21 protein-coding genes and 1 pseudogene are annotated in these 18,600 nt (G+C 59.9%); 12 read left to right on the top strand and 10 right to left on the bottom strand.

Features of this window, described 5'->3' with window-relative positions; translation table 11 throughout:
* The first annotated feature begins 4 nt into the window (after positions 1-4).
* The 3 genes from HH110_RS04365 to HH110_RS04375 all read left to right on the top strand — a co-directional run bounded on the left by HH110_RS04365 (position 5) and on the right by HH110_RS04375 (position 3,696).
* Positions 5-820, top strand: coding sequence for an OBAP family protein (locus tag HH110_RS04365; RefSeq protein WP_176988539.1), 816 nt, complete (start codon positions 5-7; stop codon positions 818-820).
* Between the two features lie 143 nt (positions 821-963).
* Positions 964-2,082, top strand: coding sequence for a sensor histidine kinase (locus HH110_RS04370; protein ID WP_176988540.1), 1,119 nt, complete (start codon positions 964-966; stop codon positions 2,080-2,082).
* Positions 2,083-2,793: 711 nt separating this feature from the next.
* Complete coding sequence (locus tag HH110_RS04375) at positions 2,794-3,696, top strand: manganese catalase family protein (RefSeq protein ID WP_176988541.1); 903 nt, start codon at positions 2,794-2,796, stop codon at positions 3,694-3,696.
* A 113-nt stretch (positions 3,697-3,809) separates the two neighbouring features.
* Here the strand turns inward: HH110_RS04375 and HH110_RS04380 are convergent, their stop codons facing one another.
* Both HH110_RS04380 and HH110_RS04385 read right to left on the bottom strand, forming a co-directional pair.
* On the bottom strand, positions 3,810-4,166 hold the full coding sequence (locus tag HH110_RS04380) for a response regulator (RefSeq protein ID WP_176988542.1): 357 nt from the start codon (positions 4,164-4,166) through the stop codon (positions 3,810-3,812).
* A 1-nt stretch (position 4,167) separates the two neighbouring features.
* A complete protein-coding gene (locus tag HH110_RS04385; RefSeq protein ID WP_176988543.1) occupies positions 4,168-5,310 on the bottom strand; it encodes a PAS domain S-box protein in 1,143 nt (380 codons plus the stop codon).
* Positions 5,311-5,468: 158 nt separating this feature from the next.
* On the opposite strand from HH110_RS04385, the gene HH110_RS04390 reads away from it, so the two are divergent.
* On the top strand, positions 5,469-5,837 hold the full coding sequence (locus HH110_RS04390; protein WP_176988544.1) for a response regulator: 369 nt from the start codon (positions 5,469-5,471) through the stop codon (positions 5,835-5,837).
* A 31-nt stretch (positions 5,838-5,868) separates the two neighbouring features.
* Here the strand turns inward: HH110_RS04390 and HH110_RS04395 are convergent, their stop codons facing one another.
* A complete protein-coding gene (locus HH110_RS04395; protein ID WP_176989112.1) occupies positions 5,869-6,114 on the bottom strand; it encodes a hypothetical protein in 246 nt (81 codons plus the stop codon).
* 191 nt (positions 6,115-6,305) lie between these two features.
* On the opposite strand from HH110_RS04395, the gene HH110_RS04400 reads away from it, so the two are divergent.
* Complete coding sequence (locus HH110_RS04400; RefSeq protein WP_176988545.1) at positions 6,306-6,578, top strand: BLUF domain-containing protein; 273 nt, start codon at positions 6,306-6,308, stop codon at positions 6,576-6,578.
* 229 nt (positions 6,579-6,807) lie between these two features.
* Here HH110_RS04400 and HH110_RS04405 read toward each other — a convergent pair whose 3' ends face one another.
* Both HH110_RS04405 and HH110_RS04410 read right to left on the bottom strand, forming a co-directional pair.
* On the bottom strand, positions 6,808-7,308 hold the full coding sequence (locus tag HH110_RS04405) for a ferritin-like domain-containing protein (RefSeq protein ID WP_176988546.1): 501 nt from the start codon (positions 7,306-7,308) through the stop codon (positions 6,808-6,810).
* Between the two features lie 569 nt (positions 7,309-7,877).
* The gene (locus HH110_RS04410) at positions 7,878-8,312 is read right to left on the bottom strand and encodes a low affinity iron permease family protein (RefSeq protein WP_176988547.1); all 435 of its coding nucleotides are present in this window, start codon (positions 8,310-8,312) and stop codon (positions 7,878-7,880) included.
* A gap of 313 nt (positions 8,313-8,625) precedes the next feature.
* Here HH110_RS04410 and HH110_RS04415 point away from each other — a divergent pair, with 313 nt between their 5' ends.
* The 5 genes from HH110_RS04415 to HH110_RS04435 all read left to right on the top strand — a co-directional run bounded on the left by HH110_RS04415 (position 8,626) and on the right by HH110_RS04435 (position 12,571).
* Positions 8,626-8,862, top strand: coding sequence for a hypothetical protein (locus HH110_RS04415; protein ID WP_176988548.1), 237 nt, complete (start codon positions 8,626-8,628; stop codon positions 8,860-8,862).
* A 377-nt stretch (positions 8,863-9,239) separates the two neighbouring features.
* A complete protein-coding gene (locus HH110_RS04420; RefSeq protein ID WP_176988549.1) occupies positions 9,240-9,878 on the top strand; it encodes a DUF6766 family protein in 639 nt (212 codons plus the stop codon).
* A 5-nt stretch (positions 9,879-9,883) separates the two neighbouring features.
* Positions 9,884-10,450 (top strand): isochorismatase family cysteine hydrolase, encoded by a 567-nt coding sequence (locus tag HH110_RS04425; RefSeq protein WP_342589211.1) that lies wholly within the window; start codon positions 9,884-9,886, stop codon positions 10,448-10,450.
* Positions 10,451-11,002: 552 nt separating this feature from the next.
* Complete coding sequence (locus tag HH110_RS04430) at positions 11,003-11,551, top strand: DUF488 domain-containing protein (protein WP_342589212.1); 549 nt, start codon at positions 11,003-11,005, stop codon at positions 11,549-11,551.
* Between the two features lie 90 nt (positions 11,552-11,641).
* Positions 11,642-12,571 carry an NAD(P)/FAD-dependent oxidoreductase gene (locus HH110_RS04435; RefSeq protein WP_176988551.1) on the top strand — a complete coding sequence of 310 codons (930 nt, stop codon included), beginning with the start codon at positions 11,642-11,644 and terminating at the stop codon, positions 12,569-12,571.
* 17 nt (positions 12,572-12,588) lie between these two features.
* Here HH110_RS04435 and HH110_RS04440 read toward each other — a convergent pair whose 3' ends face one another.
* From HH110_RS04440 to HH110_RS04455, 4 genes and pseudogenes are all read right to left on the bottom strand, one after another.
* Positions 12,589-14,277 (bottom strand): diguanylate cyclase, encoded by a 1,689-nt coding sequence (locus HH110_RS04440; protein WP_342589213.1) that lies wholly within the window; start codon positions 14,275-14,277, stop codon positions 12,589-12,591.
* Positions 14,278-14,630: 353 nt separating this feature from the next.
* A pseudogene (locus HH110_RS19585) lies at positions 14,631-15,055 on the bottom strand (sensory rhodopsin transducer).
* Positions 15,013-15,498, bottom strand: coding sequence for a DUF4126 domain-containing protein (locus tag HH110_RS04450; protein ID WP_153165302.1), 486 nt, complete (start codon positions 15,496-15,498; stop codon positions 15,013-15,015). Before HH110_RS04450 ends, HH110_RS19585 begins: the two are co-directional and overlap by 43 nt.
* A 40-nt stretch (positions 15,499-15,538) precedes the next feature.
* Positions 15,539-15,703 carry a hypothetical protein gene (locus HH110_RS04455; protein WP_165699825.1) on the bottom strand — a complete coding sequence of 55 codons (165 nt, stop codon included), beginning with the start codon at positions 15,701-15,703 and terminating at the stop codon, positions 15,539-15,541.
* 180 nt (positions 15,704-15,883) lie between these two features.
* On the opposite strand from HH110_RS04455, the gene HH110_RS04460 reads away from it, so the two are divergent.
* Positions 15,884-16,585, top strand: a complete 702-nt coding sequence (locus HH110_RS04460; RefSeq protein WP_176988553.1) for a glycosyltransferase — start codon at positions 15,884-15,886, stop codon at positions 16,583-16,585.
* A 5-nt stretch (positions 16,586-16,590) separates the two neighbouring features.
* Positions 16,591-16,854 carry a PQ-loop domain-containing transporter gene (locus HH110_RS04465; protein ID WP_176989114.1) on the top strand — a complete coding sequence of 88 codons (264 nt, stop codon included), beginning with the start codon at positions 16,591-16,593 and terminating at the stop codon, positions 16,852-16,854.
* 89 nt (positions 16,855-16,943) lie between these two features.
* Here the strand turns inward: HH110_RS04465 and HH110_RS04470 are convergent, their stop codons facing one another.
* Positions 16,944-18,335 carry a site-specific integrase gene (locus HH110_RS04470; RefSeq protein WP_176988554.1) on the bottom strand — a complete coding sequence of 464 codons (1,392 nt, stop codon included), beginning with the start codon at positions 18,333-18,335 and terminating at the stop codon, positions 16,944-16,946.
* Between the last annotated feature and the right edge of the window lie 265 nt (positions 18,336-18,600).

Raw genomic sequence — 18,600 nt, forward strand, 5'->3', positions numbered from 1 at the left:
CACGATGCGTCGACCCATCCTATCTGCCACAGCAGTCCTTGCCTTGACCGCCTGCGGAGGCGGGAACACCGAGTCCAGTGTGCAAGCTCCGGGGGCTGAGGAAACGGCCAAAACCAAGGCGTTGGAGACCGGCGCGGCGGTGCTGCAGGACCGTCCGCCCATCGATGCTATCAACGCCTACCTGGACGGATTTCATTTCTACAACGGTCAGCCGGAGGGCCAAATGGAAGCCCACCATTACTGCTCGATCCTCAACGAGGAGGTCATCCAGTGCACGATCTACGACGGAAACGTGAAAGACGCCAAGCTGATGGGCGTGGAATACATCATCAGCGCGAAGCTATTCATTGGTCTCCCCGAGAAAGAGAAGGCGCTTTGGCACAGCCACGTCCACGAAGTGAAATCGGGGCAGCTGATTGCACCAGGGATTCCGGACGTGGCTGAGCATGAACTCATGGAGAAGCTCATCCACACGTATGGAAAGACCTGGCACACCTGGCACACAGATCTGGACAGGGATTTGCCCCGAGGGATGCCGCAGTTGATGATGGGGTTCACGGCGGATGGCCAAGCCGACCCGGCGATGGTGGGCGCACGCGACGCCCGACTCGGGGTCGATAGCGAGGACAAGCGGAAGCGTCGTGCCGACATTGCCGCGCCCCACATCGATGCAGGAGCAGATGCATGGCAGAGAGGCGAGGTCATCCAGATCGAGGATCCTACCGCTGCCCACGTTCATGCTACGAGGGGCCGCAGCAGAAGTGGTGAGCCGAGGAGGGGAGAAGAAAACGCGACGGCAGGCCCCCGAACGGATGAATAGGGGATGGAGGGGTAGGCGGGAGCCAAAAATCAGCGGCCGTATTTGGAGCAGGAGCCCAGTGTGGCCAGAGTGCTCGGCGCGCGCCCACGCCTCTCCGGCGCTCTTGCTTTAGTATCCAACCTCTGGGACCGAAGGTTGGTGGCATGAAAAGCAAGCTGGCGGATTTTATAGAGGAGCATGCGGAGACGATTGTTGGCCGGGCCATAGAATTCGCGAAATCAGTGGAAGTGAGTCCGGCTTTGGGGGAAGTCGAGCTTCGCGATCACCTTCCTGAGATCATCGGCGCAATAGTGGCAGACCTACGAAGTCGTCAGACGCGGGCTGAGGCGATCGCAAAATCTGTTGGGGACGCTCCTACTCCAGCAGGCCAAGAGCCATCGGCCGCAGGCACGCACGCACTGCATCGTGCGAATAGTGGATACAGCATTGTCCACTTGGTGTCAGAGTATCGTGCTCTACGCACGTCCGTCCTGCATCTATGGTCCGACTCAACAGAGCAGCACGCGATCCCTCCAAGCGACGTTGCGCGATTCAACGAGGCGGTCGACGAAGCGATTGCCGAGTCCGTGCTCTACTACGCCGCCGAGACGGATCGTTGGCGCAACATTTTTCTGAGCGTTCTCGGCCATGATCTTCGTAATCCGCTCAATGCTATCCTGCTCACCTCCGAACTTATCGCTGCGCGCGCCTCGGACGAAGTAACAGTGAAGGCGGCAGACCGCGCTGTGCGTAGCTGTGAGCACATGCGTGAATTGCTAGACAAACTTCTTGTCTACAATCAGGCGCAGCTCGGAGGCGAAATCAACGTCGACCGGGTTGATGTTGACTTAGCAGCCGCGTGCCGCGAAGAAATTGAACTGCTTCGCTCTGCGATGCCGAATGCGCGAATTCACCTCTATGCACCAGAGGTGCTTCGCATGGTGTGCGATGCCAGTCGGGTCCGGGAGGCTATTTCAAATCTCGTGGGCAATGCCCATAAATACGGGCAGCGCGGAGGAAATATTGATGTTGAATTGAGGGTCGACGGTGGTGAGGCGATTCTCGCCGTGACGAATCCTGGCGCCGTCATTCCGCAAGAAGTTCTCAATCAGATTTTCGATCCACTGAAGCGTGGGGGAGCATCCGGCGGCGACGAGGAGCGCGTCAGCCTCGGGCTGGGACTGTTTGTTGTAAAGCAGATTGCACGTGCTCATGGGGGAAACGTATCTGTAGAGTCGTCTCAAGGAAAGACGACCTTCGAGTTGCGATTGGCCCAGCCGTAAGCGCCTGGGACAGGGGCCGATTCTCGCCGTTTGCCGACGTAGCTATCAGCAGGCGGTAGGTGGGACCACCATCCAGCCACGCGCCGAGTTTGTCCTTCAGCGACATATGCTGAACTGACCCCGCGCCTAGGCGTTTGAGACCGACTTGGGCGTAGGTGTAGGCAACGCCCCGCGTGTCTACCGGGTAGGAGCGAGTTCTGCGCAGGCGGCTGTGCGGCCTTGCTCAGCGGGTCGGCGACCCGCCCCGCCACTACCTTTTCCAGGTGTTGGCGTTGCACAGGACACTCGACCTCACGCTGGGTGCAACGCGCGACAAGGTGCTTAACGCCGCCAAGGGCGATCTAATGACGTAAGGGACCTTCGTTGGGACGTGTCAGCAGACCCGATTCGCCGCTCAAGTGAATCAGGCTTAGAGCCCTACGTCGACTAAAGGTCGGCCACACTGCGCCACCGGCCAACCGGCGGGGCGCAGTGCCGATCGGCCCTTTCATCGAGGGGCTTGAGGGCGTTCGCCACCGATATACATCCTTCGCCTCCCCACTTTACGTTACGCACGCATCAGCACTGCGTGTTGGTTGGGAACGTTGTTTCGTCACATCTTTGCACAGGGTGACCATGGCAAAGCGCGCACCATGCATCCACCACGGATGAGAAAAAGAACCCCGCCGCGGTCAAGTAAGGCAAGCCAACGCCAGCCCAGGAGATGCGCAAATGTTCGTTCACCATAAAAAGCTGATGTATACCGTTCGGGTCAAAGAGTCCAACCCTGCCTTGGCGGCGTTGATGCTTGAACAGTTCGGAGGTCCGCAAGGCGAACTTGCTGCGGCGATGCGGTATTTCACCCAAGGCATCGGGGAGACCGATCCGGGCCGAAAGGATTTGCTGATGGACATTGCCACCGAGGAAATCAGCCACCTAGAGATCATTGGTACCATCATTGCCATGCTCAATCAGGGGCCTAAGGCAGTTCTCTCCGAAGGCATGATGGAAGCCGAGGACATGCGCTTGATGGGGCAAAACAGCACCAGCCACACTGAGCAGGTTCTTTATGGCGGCGGTCCGGCTTTGGTGAACTCCAGTGGCGTGCCCTGGAGCGCTGCCTATGTCGACAGTATTGGTGAGCCCACCGCCGATCTTCGGTCCAACATCGCCGCAGAGGCCCGCGCGAAGATCGTCTACGAGCGGCTGATCAACGTCACTGACGATCCGGGCATCAAGGACGCTCTTCGCTTCCTGATGACGCGTGAGATTGCTCATCAAAAGTCGTTCGAAAAAGCTCTTTACAGCATCCAGCCGAACTTCCCGTCGGGCAAGCTCCCCGGCGATCCGGCGTTCACCGACCTCTACATGGACATGTCCCAAGGCGAGGGCGATGTGGAAGGCAGCTGGAACAGCGGCGAGCTGTGGGAGCGCGTAACGGATGAGGATGCGCAAGCCGCGCTCGACGGTGGCGACGGCAGCTGTGGCGTGACGCTCAACGAGAAGGAGGCGGCGGCGTTGGAAGCCTTGGCGGCCCGAACATTGTCTGATCCCGATGCCCGCCCGCCGACGGGTGCGGAGCTTGGGGCAGGCCCTGGTGCCGGCGCGGTGGACGCCAACCCTCGAGAGCCTTAATCGGGACGGTAGGAAAGGAAACGGGGGCCGCGCAGGCCCCCGTTTTTTGCTCTTTGCTTGCTGGCCTCCACGGGCGACCACGACCGGTCGCTAAAGCAACCGTGAGCGCCATTTCACCCCAGCTCCTCGTGGATGGCCCTGATGAGTTGCGAAAACCGGTAGGGCTTGGGCAAGTAGCGCACGCTAGGCGGGAGGGGGGGCAGCTGCGCCCGTGGTAAGCCTGAAACCACCATTACGCGGGCTTGGGGCTGGCTGTGGGCGACCTCGGCAGCGACGTCCAATCCGGAAACACCCTCCGGCATGCACACGTCAGTGACGACCATAGAGTATTGGATGCCGCCCCTTAGCTCACTGATCGCCTCGACCCCGTTGCTGGCTGCTGTCACTGCAAACCCTTGGTCCGTCAGTGCCTCCACCACGACCGTCCGCAGGTCTGCTTCATCTTCGACAAAAAGAACGTGGATGGGCATGTCATTCCTCGGGGACGGGGAAGCAAAGCGTGATTTGGGTGCCTGCGCCGGGAGCGCTCTCGAGCGTGGTGAAGCCGCCCGACTGCGTCGTGAACCCAAACACTTGGCTCAGGCCTAGGCCGCTGCCCCTGCCCACGGGCTTGGTGGTAAAGAAAGGCTCGAATACTCGGGCCTGCTGATTCAATGGAATACCTTCCCCATCGTCTCTGACAGCGAGACAGATGTAAGGGGATGGGGCGACCCCCGGCTTGGCAGGATCCTGCAGCAATTGCTTGGACGCTGTGATTCGAATATGCCCACCTTGGGGCAGGGCATCGCGACTGTTGCATACCAAGTTGAGCACCGCGGCTTCAAGCTGCGCTCGGTCCAAGCGGAGGGTGGGAAGGTTGCTGGGAATGTCCAACGCGACTGAGACCTCACTTCCCGCCGACCGCTGAAGCAGAGGTTTGGTCTCCTCGAGTAGTGCTCCCAGATCCAAGTTCTCAGGCACCAATGCCTGTCCGCGGCCGAAGGTGAGAAGCTGGCGAGTCAACAGCGCTCCACGTTCCACCGCGCGTTGAGCCGTCTCAACGAGTCCCGCCACCGCGCTGTCTTTGGTTTTTAACCTGACCAGATCAAGGCAGTTGATGATGATGGTCAGCAGGTTGTTGAAGTCATGGGCAAGGCCCAGCGTGAATTTGCCGATGGCCTCCATCTTCTGGGCTTGCATCAGGCTCTGCTGGGCTTCTTGGAGTCGCTCTTGGGCCGTATACCGCTCGGTGATATCGCGAGTGATTTTGGCGAATCCCAGCAGGTCCCCGTTGTCCCAGATCGGATCAATCACAACGCTGGCACGGAAGCGGGAGCCATCCTGCCTCAAGCGCCACCCCTCATCGACGTATCGTCCCTCCGTCGCAGCCGTGCGTAGGTTCCGCTGGGGAATCCCCGCCTGAACCTCCTCGGGCAGATAGAAGCGGGAGAAATTCGTTCCGACCACGTCGGTGGCCGCGTAACCCTTGATGCGCTGTCCGCCAGGGTTCCACGTCATGATGACGCCGTCCGGGTCCAGCATGTAGAGGGCGTAATCTGTGACAGAGTTCACCAGCAGGGTGAACTGACGGGACTCATCAATCAGAGCGACTCGGGGGCGCTGGGGTTCGATCACAGGACGTCCTCTTGGCTGGGGACACACTAGGTCCGCAGATGTAAAAAAAGCGTAAAGAAGGCGAGCTGGCGCCTTTCACGTTCTACACTAGGACACCGACGGGCGATCGACCCCGAGGCGCTCATCGTGAGTGTCAAAGATAAGCGAGGGAGTGGCACATGCCTACTGAAGAAAAGAAGCTCAACGTGCTGCTGGTGGAGGACGAGCCGACCCTGATGCAGGTGGTGGGCGAATCGATTGCCCAGCTCGGTCACAAGGTGACACATCGAGCAGATGGACTCGAGGACGCTTTGGCACGGGCAGCGGAAGGTGGTTTTGACGTAGCCATGCTGGATGTCAACCTTAATGGTGCAGACTCGTTTGCTGTGGCAGATGTGCTTATCGCACGGGGCATCCCGTTCGTTTTCACCACAGGGTTTGGATCCAACCACCTTCCAGAACGGTTCCGCGGGAGTCCACTGATGGAGAAGCCGTTTCGCTTGCGCGATATTGGCCAAGTGCTGAGCCGAATGGCCGAATCGGTCTAAGCGTCCGCCAAGACGCCCTTCGGCGCGCAGCCTAGGTTCTCGCCGGCGCGACCCGACCCCATTCAGCGACTTTGAAATTGCTGACGGCCTGATGCGTCCCACAGTGTTCACAGCTGACCAAGGTCCCGCCGGGCAGGTGCACCAGGGTTTCATAGTCTGACGTAGTGGTGGCGTGGCAGAGCCCGCATTCGACCGTCAGCGACGTGACCCTCTCCACTCCTCCGACCGCATTTAAGACAGCGTCGTAGCGCGTGATGGTGAACAACCCGATCATCATCGACACGGGAAGTTCTAGGCGCAGCCGGTGGAAGCAGCATGGAGCGCAAGCTGTGACAGACCCGTTAGCACGGTGACCTGAGCGAAGGCGGATAGATAGCCTGAGTCTTGATTTCATATCTCTACACTTTGTCACCACGCCTTTCCCACACTAGGGGTAGGCTCTGCAGGTCGAGACGCACAAGGAATGAAATGCCGATTCGCGCAGTTGCCTACGTCAGCGAAGCAGTCCAGCCCTGGAGCAGGGAGGGAATCGACGCGATGGTGGAGCGCGCAGCGTCCTTCAACGTGCAGGCAGGGGTTACGGGCGTGTTGTTCTTCGATGGCGTCCGGTTCCTCCAGTACTTTGAAGGCCCCGAAGACGGAACGTCCGCCGTCTACCACCGAATTCAGGGATCTTCTTACCACCAAGATCTCGTGGAACTTTGCCGTGGTTCGGTAGGGCGACGCATTCTTCCTTACTGAGCATGCGATGGCTGCTGGCAGACCCCCTGCATATGCGCACCATGATACAAGCCGATTGGACAGGCTTTGTGTGCTTTGGCCGGCAGGCCGGGAAGCCAACGACGGCCATGGGCCATCTTCACCATTACGTGGAGCCCCACATTGGGGGCGAGGTCGCGTAGCGATGAAGACACGTTCAGAATACGACCTGACCCTATAAGAGACGGGCCCGAAGGCCCGTCTGGTCATTTCACTTCTTGCCGGCGGCGGCTTTCTGGTTGCCGCCCTGCTCGGCGAGCAACGTCAGCTTTTCGTCCGTGGACTTCTCTTCCTGCAGGGTCTCCAGGAGGTAGGGCAGGGCGTCCTTGTAGCCGAGCTGCTTGGCCAATGCTGCAATGGTGCCGTAGGAGGCAATCTCGTAGTGCTCGACCTTCTGGGCACCGCCGATCAGGGCAGCGTCACGCACGGGCCCCTTTTCAATCGAGTCGATCACTTCTTTGCTCTCTTCCACCAAGCCTTCCATCGCAGCGCACTTGATGCGCTTGAGGCGAATTCCGAGCACGTCCACCACTTGGTCAATGCGCTCGATCTGCCCTTGGGTCTCCTCCAAGTGCATTTCGAAGGCGGCAGCCAGATCAGGATTCTCCGCAGCGCGGGCCAAGCGGGGCAGCGACTTGGTCAGCTGCTTCTCCGCGCTGTAGATGTCAGACAACTCGTGCACGAACAGTTCTTCTGCGGTCTTAATGGCCATGGAAAGCTCCTGATCTGAGGGTGTGTCAAGCCATTACGATGCACTTGAGGAGGCGGACCCGGCGTGAAAAAGAGTTCAAGCGTTCGTGATGTCCGGAACGCACGAACTACCGGGCTAGTGGGACACCGCCGGATCGCCCGTCCTCCAGCGCATTTATAAGGGCGGTAATGGCGAATGGCTTCGCGAAGAAGGGGGCCCATCGGTGCCGCTCCGGCACGTCGGAGGGACTGCCGCCAGAAGCAAAAACGTAGGGAATGCGCCCGGCCTTTAACTGGTCAGCCAGGTCCTCCGCACTTCCGCCTGGGACGGTCCAGTCCAACACGGCTGCCACCACTGATCCCTTGCTCAGCAGTGCTCGGGCTTCCGCAACCGTTCGCGCCAAGCAAACGTCGTATCCGGCCATGACCAGCACGTCTTTGAGTAGGGGCGCCAAGTCAAAGTCGTCCTCGAGGACAAGAATGTCCCCGTGGACCGCCGGATAAGCCTTGCTGCTTGGCATAGGAAAAGGACTGTGAGGGTTGAATAGACCCTATGCCAGTCGATGTGAGCAAAGCCTCAACTCGCAGAGCTTACGACGTGGTTGCCTCAGCTTTTGCCCCGGCGGCTTCGCAAGGCATGCAGCGCTCCTTTTTACTCTTGATGTCCGCCGCGGTCTTTGCCAGAGACTCGTATCGTTTGCGAATCTCTTCCAGGTGTGCAGGCTCCATGGATTCAAGGTTGAGCAGCTCTTGGTTGGCATCCTTGGTGACCCGGATGAGCTCATCAAGCTTGATGTGTAGGGCGGCGGTGTCCCCGTTTTGAGTGTGCTGAATGAGGAAGACCATCAGGAAGGTGACGATAGTGGTGCCAGTGTTGATAACGAGTTGCCAGGTGTCATTGAAATGGAACAGCGGCCCACTGCCGGCCCATACCACCACCACACCCAGGGCCGCGACAAAAGCCCCGAGGCTTCCGGAGGCACGAGCGGCCACGGCAGCAAAATGTCCAAAGGTTCGCTTACTCATTCATTCCTCTGCAAAAGATAATCGACACCAAGGTCGGGGTGGGTTTATGTTGGTGCTCTCAGCGTAGGTCAGCCAATGTGAACGGTTGCTCTGTCCGGCGTATCCTGAGTCTCGGGCTCTCGTCGCCCCTCATCTTTCGAGGTGAGGCGTAGAGCAGGCTCATTGATTGCCGCCGTAATGGTGAATCATTGAGCCAGCAGGGCGCAGACGCGACCCATAGAACTGGCATTTAGCTAGTCACTGGTGGACAGTTCGAATCGATATGCCGTATCGGTCTGGACTGGATCGCCGGTTCCTACGATAGGTGATTCAGATGAGCATCGAGCGCGATGACGACCGCTACAGCAGCGTGACGCTAGGGGTCAACGGCAGGAACTACGCCGCAGAGCTCTGGGGCGACTCGGTCGTGGGTTGGACGCTTCAGGAGGTTCGGCTGGAGTCGGGCCCCAGTAGACCCGTGGCGGCGCCCCCCTTCGCCTCGTTAGAAGGAGCGCTGCGTCACGCCGAGGTGATCGCGGTCGACCTGATCGCGGAGGGCCGACTCGGGTAGCCCGGCAATGCTTGGGGCGGAGCTTCGCGACTACCGCGCTTCGCTGGGCCGCTCTAGTTTTGAAGGCGTTGTCCGGCCCCCAGCATGCAGATCGGACCATGCCGTCCTGCGCTCCAAACTCTCATTCGGACGTGACCGATCGCCGTCAACGGCGAACCGGCCCGGCCGACTTTACTCCTTGATGCCGCGGTGCTCACGCCGCCCCCACGAGCCGGCTCCTATCGTCCCCATTGCGGACTGCCTGATTGATTGCAGACCAAGCGGGGTTGAGGTTTCCGCCGATCACATCCCAAAACGGGTGGCGCTCCCTAGCTACAGCACCAATCCCTTGCGTCGGTCCCGGTCCTCGAAGCCAAAAAAGTGGACGAACAGTAGACATGTGGAAGAGAAATGGCCTGTCGATAGTCTTGCTCCTGCTGCTGATTGCATCCCTATTGGGACAGGTCTGGAGTGGCTTCCTGACGCACAACGATGAGCTTCGCGAGGCCCATCGACCAATCCTGGATGTGTGGGGTTACCTTCACAGCGGGCACTTTGTCAGCGCTACGTTTGAGAACTGGGAGAGTGAGTTTCTTCAGATGGGCATGTATGTTCTGCTGACGGTCTCATTGCGCCAGAAGGGCTCGGCCGAGTCTCGGCCGCTGTCTGAGAGCGAAGAGGAAGAACGGGTTGAGGAGGGGCCAACGCCTTGGCCCGTGCGCAAGGGCGGCATTTGGAAAATGCTGTATGGCCACTCCCTAGCCATTGCTTTCACCTTGCTGTTCGTTGTGAGCTTTTCCTTGCACTTGGCGGGCAGTTGGCGCAGTGAGGTGGACGAAAGCGTGTCTAAAAGCCTGCCGGCACCGACCCTGCTGGATCACCTCTTCAGCAGCAGCTTTTGGTTCGAGTCCTTCCAGAACTGGCAAAGTGAGTTTCTGGCTGTCCTTGCGTTGGTGGTCCTGACCATCTTCTTGCGTCAGAAGGATTCCCCGCAATCCAAGCCTCTGGCAGCCCCTCACAGTCAAACGGGGGATTGATCGCCGTGGGGTCCAGAATCGCCAAGACGAGGCCCGCGCTGCTGATCGTAGACATGTTCAGCCGGTTCGATTTTCCGGACGCAAAGGCGTTGGAGCCTAGTGCGCTCTCGGCCGCTCGGACCATCGCGCGGCTTCGAGAGCACTTTCACGCAGCCGACCGGCCCGTGATCTACGCCAACGACAACTTTGCCGACTGGCAGATGGATTTCAAGGAACTCGTGCAGGTGTGTCTGAAGTGCGACGGCGCGCCCGCCGCAATCGCACGGCTCTTGTCGCCGACGCCAGGGGACTACTTTGTCTTGAAGCCAAAGCACTCGGCGTTTCTCGCCACGCCCCTGCCGATACTTCTGGCCAAGCTCGGTTGCACGCAACTGGTGGTCACTGGCATGGCTGCCGACTCTTGCATCGCGTCGACGTGCTACGACAGCAAGGCCAGAGAATACGACACGGTCGTTGTGCCTGAGGCGGTGGCCGGAAGCGGCGCGAAGAAGGCACGGGCACTTCGTCTGCTGGAGGAATCCAGCACCGTCAGCTTGGTATCGTTGAAGTCACTTCTCTCAGCACGGCGGTGATCAGGCAGAGCTCTTCCGCCCGCGCGACGTTGAGCGTCCATCCCAGTTGACCAAGCATGCGAGTGGTCCTTCGCGCCGCATTTACCCCTATGGCCTCACGATGAGGTCCTTCACAGGTGGAACATGAGGGCCTGCTATGCCCCCCAATCGCTATGCCTATTGGAGCGGTGGGCCGCCTCAACAGCGTTTTCCGATCAAACGGTATCGGAGGCAGCTCAGCACTTGGCGGAGCTGCTACCGCACTACCCCCACTCCAATGACCAGCCTGTCGAGATCTGTGCCCAAGGTTACCGATGGTTCTCGCGGGAGATGGCGGCGGTGGGACGCGCTGCATCGCGAGGCCAAGGGGACTGTTCGAATAAGCGTCGAGCTCGACAGTCCAGAGGGGTGCGCAGAAGTCAGTAGCAGCGGCCTGTGGGCCGTTCCTTGGACTACGCGCCTCAAGGATCGGCGTGCACACCTTGCAGATGGGGCGGATCACGTGCGCTTGTTGGACTGGAGAGAGACATAATCGTGGGGCCGATCCTAAGACGCGATGTAGGTGGCCCGAGCGTGCCTTCCCGCAACCCGCTGACTGTCTGGACCATCGGCCATTCCACTCGGCCTTTGGATACGTTTTTGCAATTGCTGTCCGCGCAAGGGATATCCGCCATCGCGGATGTGCGGCGCTTCCCGGGTTCGCGCCGCCACCCTTGGTTTTCTACGGAGCAGATGGCTGACACATTGCCTGCCCACGGCATGACGTATCAGTGGATTCCGGAATTAGGCGGGCGGCGCAGGGTGCAGCCCAACTCGCCGAACGGAGCGTGGGATAACTCTGCATTCCAAGGCTACGCTGACCACATGGCGTCTGCCGAGTTTGCCAGTGGGCTAGAGAAGGCTCTTGCAATGGCGAGTGCGCACCGAACCGCTCTGATGTGCGCGGAGGCGCCGTGGTGGCGCTGCCATCGACGCCTCATCTCCGACCTGCTGACGCACCGGGGCGATGAGGTCCTGCACATCGTGTCCAACGCAGAACCCAAACCGCATCCGTTGAGCCCGATGGCGCATGGGGCGGGGCAAGGTCTGATCTATCCGCCGGTGCAGGCTAAGCTGTTCTGAGTCGACCTGCGTGGCGAGGAAATGAATGCGTCAAGCCCCTTGCACCCATCAGTAACTCACTCCCCAGTCGACGAAAGCGAACGAACGACGATGATCAACCAAAACAGCCCAACTTCCCAAGACCTGCCCCACTTCGACGCTGTCGTGGTCGGCGGAAGTTATGCCGGCATGTCGGCTGCCTTGCAGCTAGCCAGAGCGTGCCGCACGGTGCTGGTCATTGACCAAGGTCAGCCGCGCAACGAGCGCGCTGAGAAGGCGCACGGGTGCTTGGGATGGGATGGGGTTGCCCCCGCACACATCCTCGAGATGGGCCGCCAACAGTTGCTCGCCTATGACCGAGTGCAATGGGCGACCGACCAGGCCATCACGGCTACCGGTTCGCTGGAGACGGGCTTCGCCATCCATTGCGCATCTGGCTCTTGCTACCAGGCTCGGCGGTTGATCCTCGCCCACGGGGTGGTCGATCAGTTGCCCGACATTCCAGGCCTAGCAGAGCGGTGGGGTGAGACGGTCTTGCATTGCCCTTATTGCCACGGCTATGAAATCTGCGGGACAAACATCGGCGTGCTCATTGCGTCCAAAGCGGAGGCGATGGATCAGGTCAAGGCGCTTTCTCAGTGGGGAGCGATCACGGCGTTCCACGCCGGGGCGTTGACCACCACCGACGTGGAAGAGCTATCCAGGGACCTGAAGGCCATCGGTGCGGCCTTGGAGGCAAGCGCCTTAGTCGGCGTTACCGAGAAAGCGACCCTCCGTCTCGCCGACGGCAGCGTGCGGAAGATGGAAGCCTTGTTCGTTCAGCCTGACAGTTCGCTGGCCTCAGATCTATCTACACGCTTGGGTTGCGCAATCGAGGATGCAGGATGCATCACCACCGATTCGGCCAAGCAGACCACGATCCCTGGGGTGTTCGCCTGCGGCGACGCGGCCCGGTTTGCGGGGAACGTTGCCCTGGCGGTTGGCGAAGGAGCGTTGGCGGGGGTGGCTGCCCATCGATCCTTACTGGGCTTACTCACCTGACGGATGCCCTATAGGTGTCACGAGCGCTCTTGCTTTCGTCGATCGTAGAGCTTCATGTCGGCCCGATTGATGGTGTCACCGACCGACTCATTTGGCCGGCTGACGGCGCATCCGCCTGAAAATCGAATCGGCGCCTCATCAGCCCGGTCTCGATAGCACGTTTCCAGCTGGTCCATGCGCTCAATCGTAGCGCGGGGAACGAAGACCAGGAACTCATCGCCTCCAAGGCGAATGACGACCTCCTCGCCTAGGAGTTTGGACTCCAGAAACGCAGCAAACTTGATCAATACGGCGTCTCCCTCAGCGTGGCCTTGGGTGTCGTTGACCTCCTTGAAGTGATCCAGGTCGAACACTAGGCAGCCCCAGGCGGCCAGCTGGCGTTGAGCGAGCTCGGTGAGATAGCGCCGGTTGAAGCAACGGGTCAAGGGATCCCGGGAGGCCAGCTCCTGGAGTTGTTGTTCTTGGAGATGCTGCGTGGTGATGTCTTGGGCGTGCCCCAGCACGTAGGGAGGGTCCGCCTCCGTATCTAGAACATTGTGGTAGGCCCAAAAGCGCCGAGACCCATCCGAGGCAACGAGTTCCATCACCCCCGAGTCGCTCTGATCTTCCTTGATCTTGGCCAGATAAGCTTGCAGATAAATATGCCTGTCTGGCGGAAGGATCACCGACAGCGGACGGCCGATGAGCTCGCGCTCTTCCCGACCCAATGAAAGGGAGGCGGCCGGATTGAGGGACGTGACGATTCCCTCCAAGGTGTGAGTGCAGATCAAGCCCATGCTGTGCTGGAACAAGCGACGGTATTTGGATTCGCTGAGTGCCAACGCGTCACTCGCGGCGCGCTGAAGCGAGACGTCCTGAACCGCACCGATCAGCCGACTGCCCCGTTCATCTCGGAGCCGCTGTCCGACCACGTGAACCCAGATCCGCTCTCCGTCCACCTTCGTCGAGGGCACCGTCAGATCGATCGGGGTGCCGTGCTGGGCGCAGCTTGCGAGGGCAGTTTGAATGAGCCCTTGGACCGCTTCAGGGTAGAAGGCAAGCGCTGCTTCCAAGGAGGGTGACGCATGGGGCACGCCGTGGATAAGGCGGGTCTCTTGGGTCCACTCCAGCTCATTCGTATCAACGTTGAATTCCCAGCCGCCCACCTTGGCCAAGGCATTGGTCTGTTCGAGGAGCGCCTGGCTCTTCTGCAGGTCGTCGTGAAGTCGAGTGGCCTCGGACACCCGCTCGAGCAGTTGTGATCGTTGTTCCATCCCCGCGGCAGCAGCTTCAGCCAAGCACAGCAGGAGCGCCCTCTGGGAGGGCGTGAGTTTGCCAGGAGTCTGGCTCAGCAGACACAGCGTCCCCACGCGTAGGCCCCCGGCCACCTGAATCGGTGCTCCCACGTAGTGTCGAACGTATGGCGCGCCCAGCACCAATGGATTTTCGCAAAACTGAGGATCAATGGAAGCGTCTTCCACCTCAAATACGTCTTCTGAAAGGATGGCCCACGTGCAGAAGGAGATATCGCGCGGGGTCTCGCGCACGCCTTCTAGGCCTGTTTGGGATTTGAACCATTGACGGCCACCGTCCACCAGTGAGATCAACGCGGTGGGCATCTCTGTCGCAAATCGCGCAGCCCGAGTGAGGGCATCAAAAAACGGCTCCGGGTCAGAGTCCAAGATGTTCAATGAGTGCAAAGCAGACAGTCGGGCTTGCTCAATCACAGGCGTCCCTCCATGGCTTTGTGCAGACATGGGCCGAAGGGTAGGGTAATTTCAGCCAGTTTTCCGTGAATAGCGTCGTATTCGGGGCCTGAATGCCCTGCACACGCGCGCGTGGGATTCCCCTCACAGCTCGTCGCGGCGGTCAAGCAGGTCCTGATGTCTAAATCATTCAGATCTGGAAAGGGGGCTCCTCTGCACGGCAGGCAGCGCTTCATTCTTAGATTTGATATCCGCCGCGGACCTGACAGATGCCCTCATACTACTGGCGCATCTCTATGGGCAGGCTTCATCGATCCAGGTTCCGCGGCCCAGTGGTGTCGATGCGATGTGCAGGGACCGGAGCGACCGGAGGGTCAGAGCGGGGAGGCGATGGTCGTCATGATGCTGTTCTCGGCTTGGCGTGAATCAAGCCGGGTGTGTTGGACGACGACCGGAACATCGGATTCGATGACGCACGAAAAACCCACGCCACGGGGCACCGGGGCAGGCACCTCAGATCGTTGAAGCGCTTGTGACACGTGCGCCGGGCGGGGACGGTGAAGCGGTAAGGGCCCTGCGGGTCGCGATCCTCGAAATACAGGATCAGGGTGATCGCCGCATCGGTGGAACCGGTGTTGAGGATGCAGCAGGTCTCGTGGCTTTGCAGCTCTGGTTCCGGCCCGTTGCTCCACGCAGGGATGTAGCCCTCGGCGATAGCCCAGCACCGCCGACCGAGGGACGTGGGCTCATTGAGGTTCATCCGCGACGTCCTCTTGGCTTGGCGCCCCCGGCAGCCCATTGTGTGATGAGGGCAGCACTGCCCACGGCAATGGCGTCTTCCACGGCGCCGGTGCTGCGCTGACCGTAGCGGGCGATCGCCCGAATGCGCAGGTTGAAGGTGACGTAGGCCATACCAACGGCGGCGCCGGCCCCCAGAAGCGCGCCCAGCTTTCGCTGCCGATGGGGAGCGAGCGCCGCGCCTGCAATGAGCCCGGTAGCGACGCGCGCAACCATGCCTGCCGGAACGATGCGGTCGGGGGCCGTTTTCATCTTGTCACCAACGAGCTCTCCGCCTGCCAATGCGAGCATCCCTGCGGAGGCGAGCTTGTTGGCCAGAAGGCGAGGGGCACCGTTGTCGGCGGGCAAGTTACCGCTCCGCGCGGCATTGGTCACTGCGGCCAAAGGGGTCATCGCGCGCATTCCCGCGACGGCTCCCATCAGAATCGAATGGATCAAGGCCATCTGGCTCTCCTGAATAGGGTGGAATCGCCGGAGCCGGCCCTCAGGGCTTTGCCGGACGCTCGTAATCTTCCGGTTTGGCGGTGTGGTCCGCCTCAGGCATGTCCTTGTCTTTCCACGTGGCGTCATCGTTTCGGAGCTTGTCCGGGGTGTGCGCTTTGTCCTGGTCATCCACGTCGGCGCCGGGATTGAGGGGGAGTTTGCTCATGGGTCGCTCCGTGTTGGTGTCGCCCTCTATGCTGCTCCCGCCGCCATGAGAACGGCGTTTGGGCGGGCTCCACATTTTCACCACGCTGCGGTCACCGTCTGGCTACGTCGCCGCGGGTATCTGTTCGTCGTTACGGGCGGAGGACCTTACGATGCACGGACCGACCAAGGAGGGCCTGCGGTGATCGCAGTTATAGTGCCGGCCCACAACGAGGCAGCAGACATTGGCCGCTGCCTGGAATCAATCACCGTGGCTGCCAGGCATCCTGGACTTCGAGGCGAGCCCGTAGTTGCAGTCGTGGCACTGGATGCCTGCACCGATAAAACGCCTGACGTGTGTTTGCACCACGGTGCCGTGGCCATCTCGATTGAGGCACGGTGCGTGGGCGTGGCACGTGCGGCGGCTGCCAACCATGCGCTGGGCTTGGGCGCGCGCTGGATAGCCAGCACTGACGCCGATACGCATGTCCCGTCTGACTGGCTCTGGAAACAAGCGAACTTGGGGGCCGATGCGTTTTGTGGGGTAGTGGAGGTGCGTGACTGGCTTGATTACCCGGCTGCCGTGCGCCAAGCATTCGCAGGGCGCGAGCATGCGCGCGAAGGCCATCGCCATATCCACGGTGCCAACATGGGTGTCAGTGCTGCGGCCTATCGGGAGGTGGGCGGCTTCCCACCGCTGGTCACGGGCGAGGATGTGGCGCTGGTTCAGGCACTTCAGCGCTCAGGCGCATTGATCGCTTGGCGAGCTCGACCAGTGGTTACCACAAGTGCCCGCCGGTCAGCCAGGGCACCCCACGGGTTCAGTGGCTTCCTGCGTGCCCTGGAGCGCGAAGTGCTCGAAGCGGGTGCGACGTTGTTGCCGTCGCGGGAACTGGCGCGATGACGACGATGCCGGCTGACTTGCTGGGGTGGGCAGCCACGGCAGTGCTGATTGCGACGCTGTCTCGACAGATCTACAAGCAGCAGCAGGCCGGCTCGGTGGAGGCGGTATCGACGTGGCTTTTCGTAGGTCAGATGACCGCCTCGGTGCTTTTCATCGCCTACAGTGCTCTGATGGGGTCCACGGTCTTCGTAGTCACCAACACCCTGATCCTCATCACCGCCGTGGTTGGCCAAATCTTGGCTGTTCGCCGGCGACGGCGCCACTCGTAGGCTCAGCATTCCGAGCGCAGCCAACAACCATCAAACGGATTCGGGCCACTGAGGTTCACCCACTAGGGGCACCCGTAAAAAGGCGTTGCTCACGGGTGAAACTTGCTTGGGTCAGCTAGCAAATCGCCAAACTGGCCGCGCTGATACAAGGGCAGTTGCACCGGAGGTTGGTAGCGAGCGAGTGTGCTGGCCTTCCCGCGCAGATGGGCGATCGCTTCGCGGTGCTGGTAGAACTTATCGAGAACAGGCACTACGTCAATCTGTCGTGGTGCGTGACCTGTAAGTAAGGCGATGTCGCTATGAGAAGCTCCGCTCGCACTCAAGTTGGTTACCAGTGTGTGCCTAAACGCATGGAATCCGATGCCTCTTCCAAATCCTAAGGTCTTCATATATCGACCGAACTCAGCAACCAGAGTCTGGCTGTAGTGTGCGTTTGTCTCACCGGTTTTGCGGTTCGTCCCAGCAGATAGATGAGGGAATAGACGATGGTGGCCTGTCGCTCTCACGTCGTCGACGTAGTCAAGTATTCCAGCGTCCAACAGCGGCTGTGCGATGGGGATGATGCGGGTGCATCCCTTGCCCTTCATGCTTTGCCGACTGGTCCGCTTCAAGCGAGGGTTCTTGGCCAAATCCTCGTCCTCAGTCTTTTGAAGAGAAAAGCACCACTGTCCGGCGAGGTCTACTATGTCGATGATCTTGAGTTGGCATACTTCGTTGACTCGGGCCCCGGTGAAGAGCCCGATCATGGGTGCCCACCACAGCTGTGGTTTCGTTGCCCATGGAATGAATGTCGCCCAGTTGAAGATCGCCTGGAGGTTTTGATCTTCAAAATAGCGAGCCGGGTTCGAGGGCCGCATCATGCCGTCCTCGGCCGGCTTCTTAAACGCTCGCATCGGTGATGAGGGGATGGCTAAGGAGTCCTCGAGATGTCTGAAGAAGGACACCAGGAAGCGGCGGTGGCGCTCCAGGGTGGCTGGGGCAAGTGGCTCGGTGCCCATCTTTCTTCCAGCTTCAATCACTTCGTCGAAGGTGAGTTTGGATAGGAGCGGATCGGTGGTGACGTTCTTCGGAGCCCAGCGCAACAGTTCCCACATCTTATGGATGTCTTTGTAGTCGATGCGGGCGGCAGAAATGTTTCCGCAGGTAAGCACGAGCAATTTGAGCGTGCGCGCGGTTACTTCAACGGTCTTTGGGTTAAGGTTCCTTCGCTCCATATCCCTCAGGTAGTCGGAGATTTCGGTCTCCAGCGGCCTCGCCGGTGAACCCATTGGCAGAGGTTGGGGCCTGCGAGAGCCGCTTTTATATGCCCGCTTGTTCGCGGCATTTTCGAGGCCAGCAACGATGCACTCGTGAAAATTGATTGCGGCCTGCCTACAGCCGAGCGTCACCCTATCGACATGAAAGTCTCCCGCTTTGACTCCCTCAAAAACAATGAGGCCATTCGAGAAGCGGGGGTCGGCGGGAATATTCGTATCGGACATGCTTCACTTCCATTGATTTCAATGGAAGTACCAATAAGTCATCGAAGTAAATCGTCAATCGATTTGAGGAAAAACCTATCCGATTGGTCATTGCTCTATGCGTTGCGTTCCTACCGAAAAACGCGCGCAACTACCGTCATTTCCGTTACCTTCTTAAATTATTGATTTAAAAGGTTATTTGCGGGTGCAAAATCAGTCATTAGTGTACTGTTATTGCTCTCAGGCACGCTAAACGAGCTAACAAAAGGCTAGTTTTAGCTGAATG

Source organism: Stenotrophomonas sp. SAM-B (assembly GCF_013387485.1).
Taxonomy (GTDB): Bacteria; Pseudomonadota; Gammaproteobacteria; order Xanthomonadales; family Xanthomonadaceae; genus Stenotrophomonas; species Stenotrophomonas maltophilia_AA.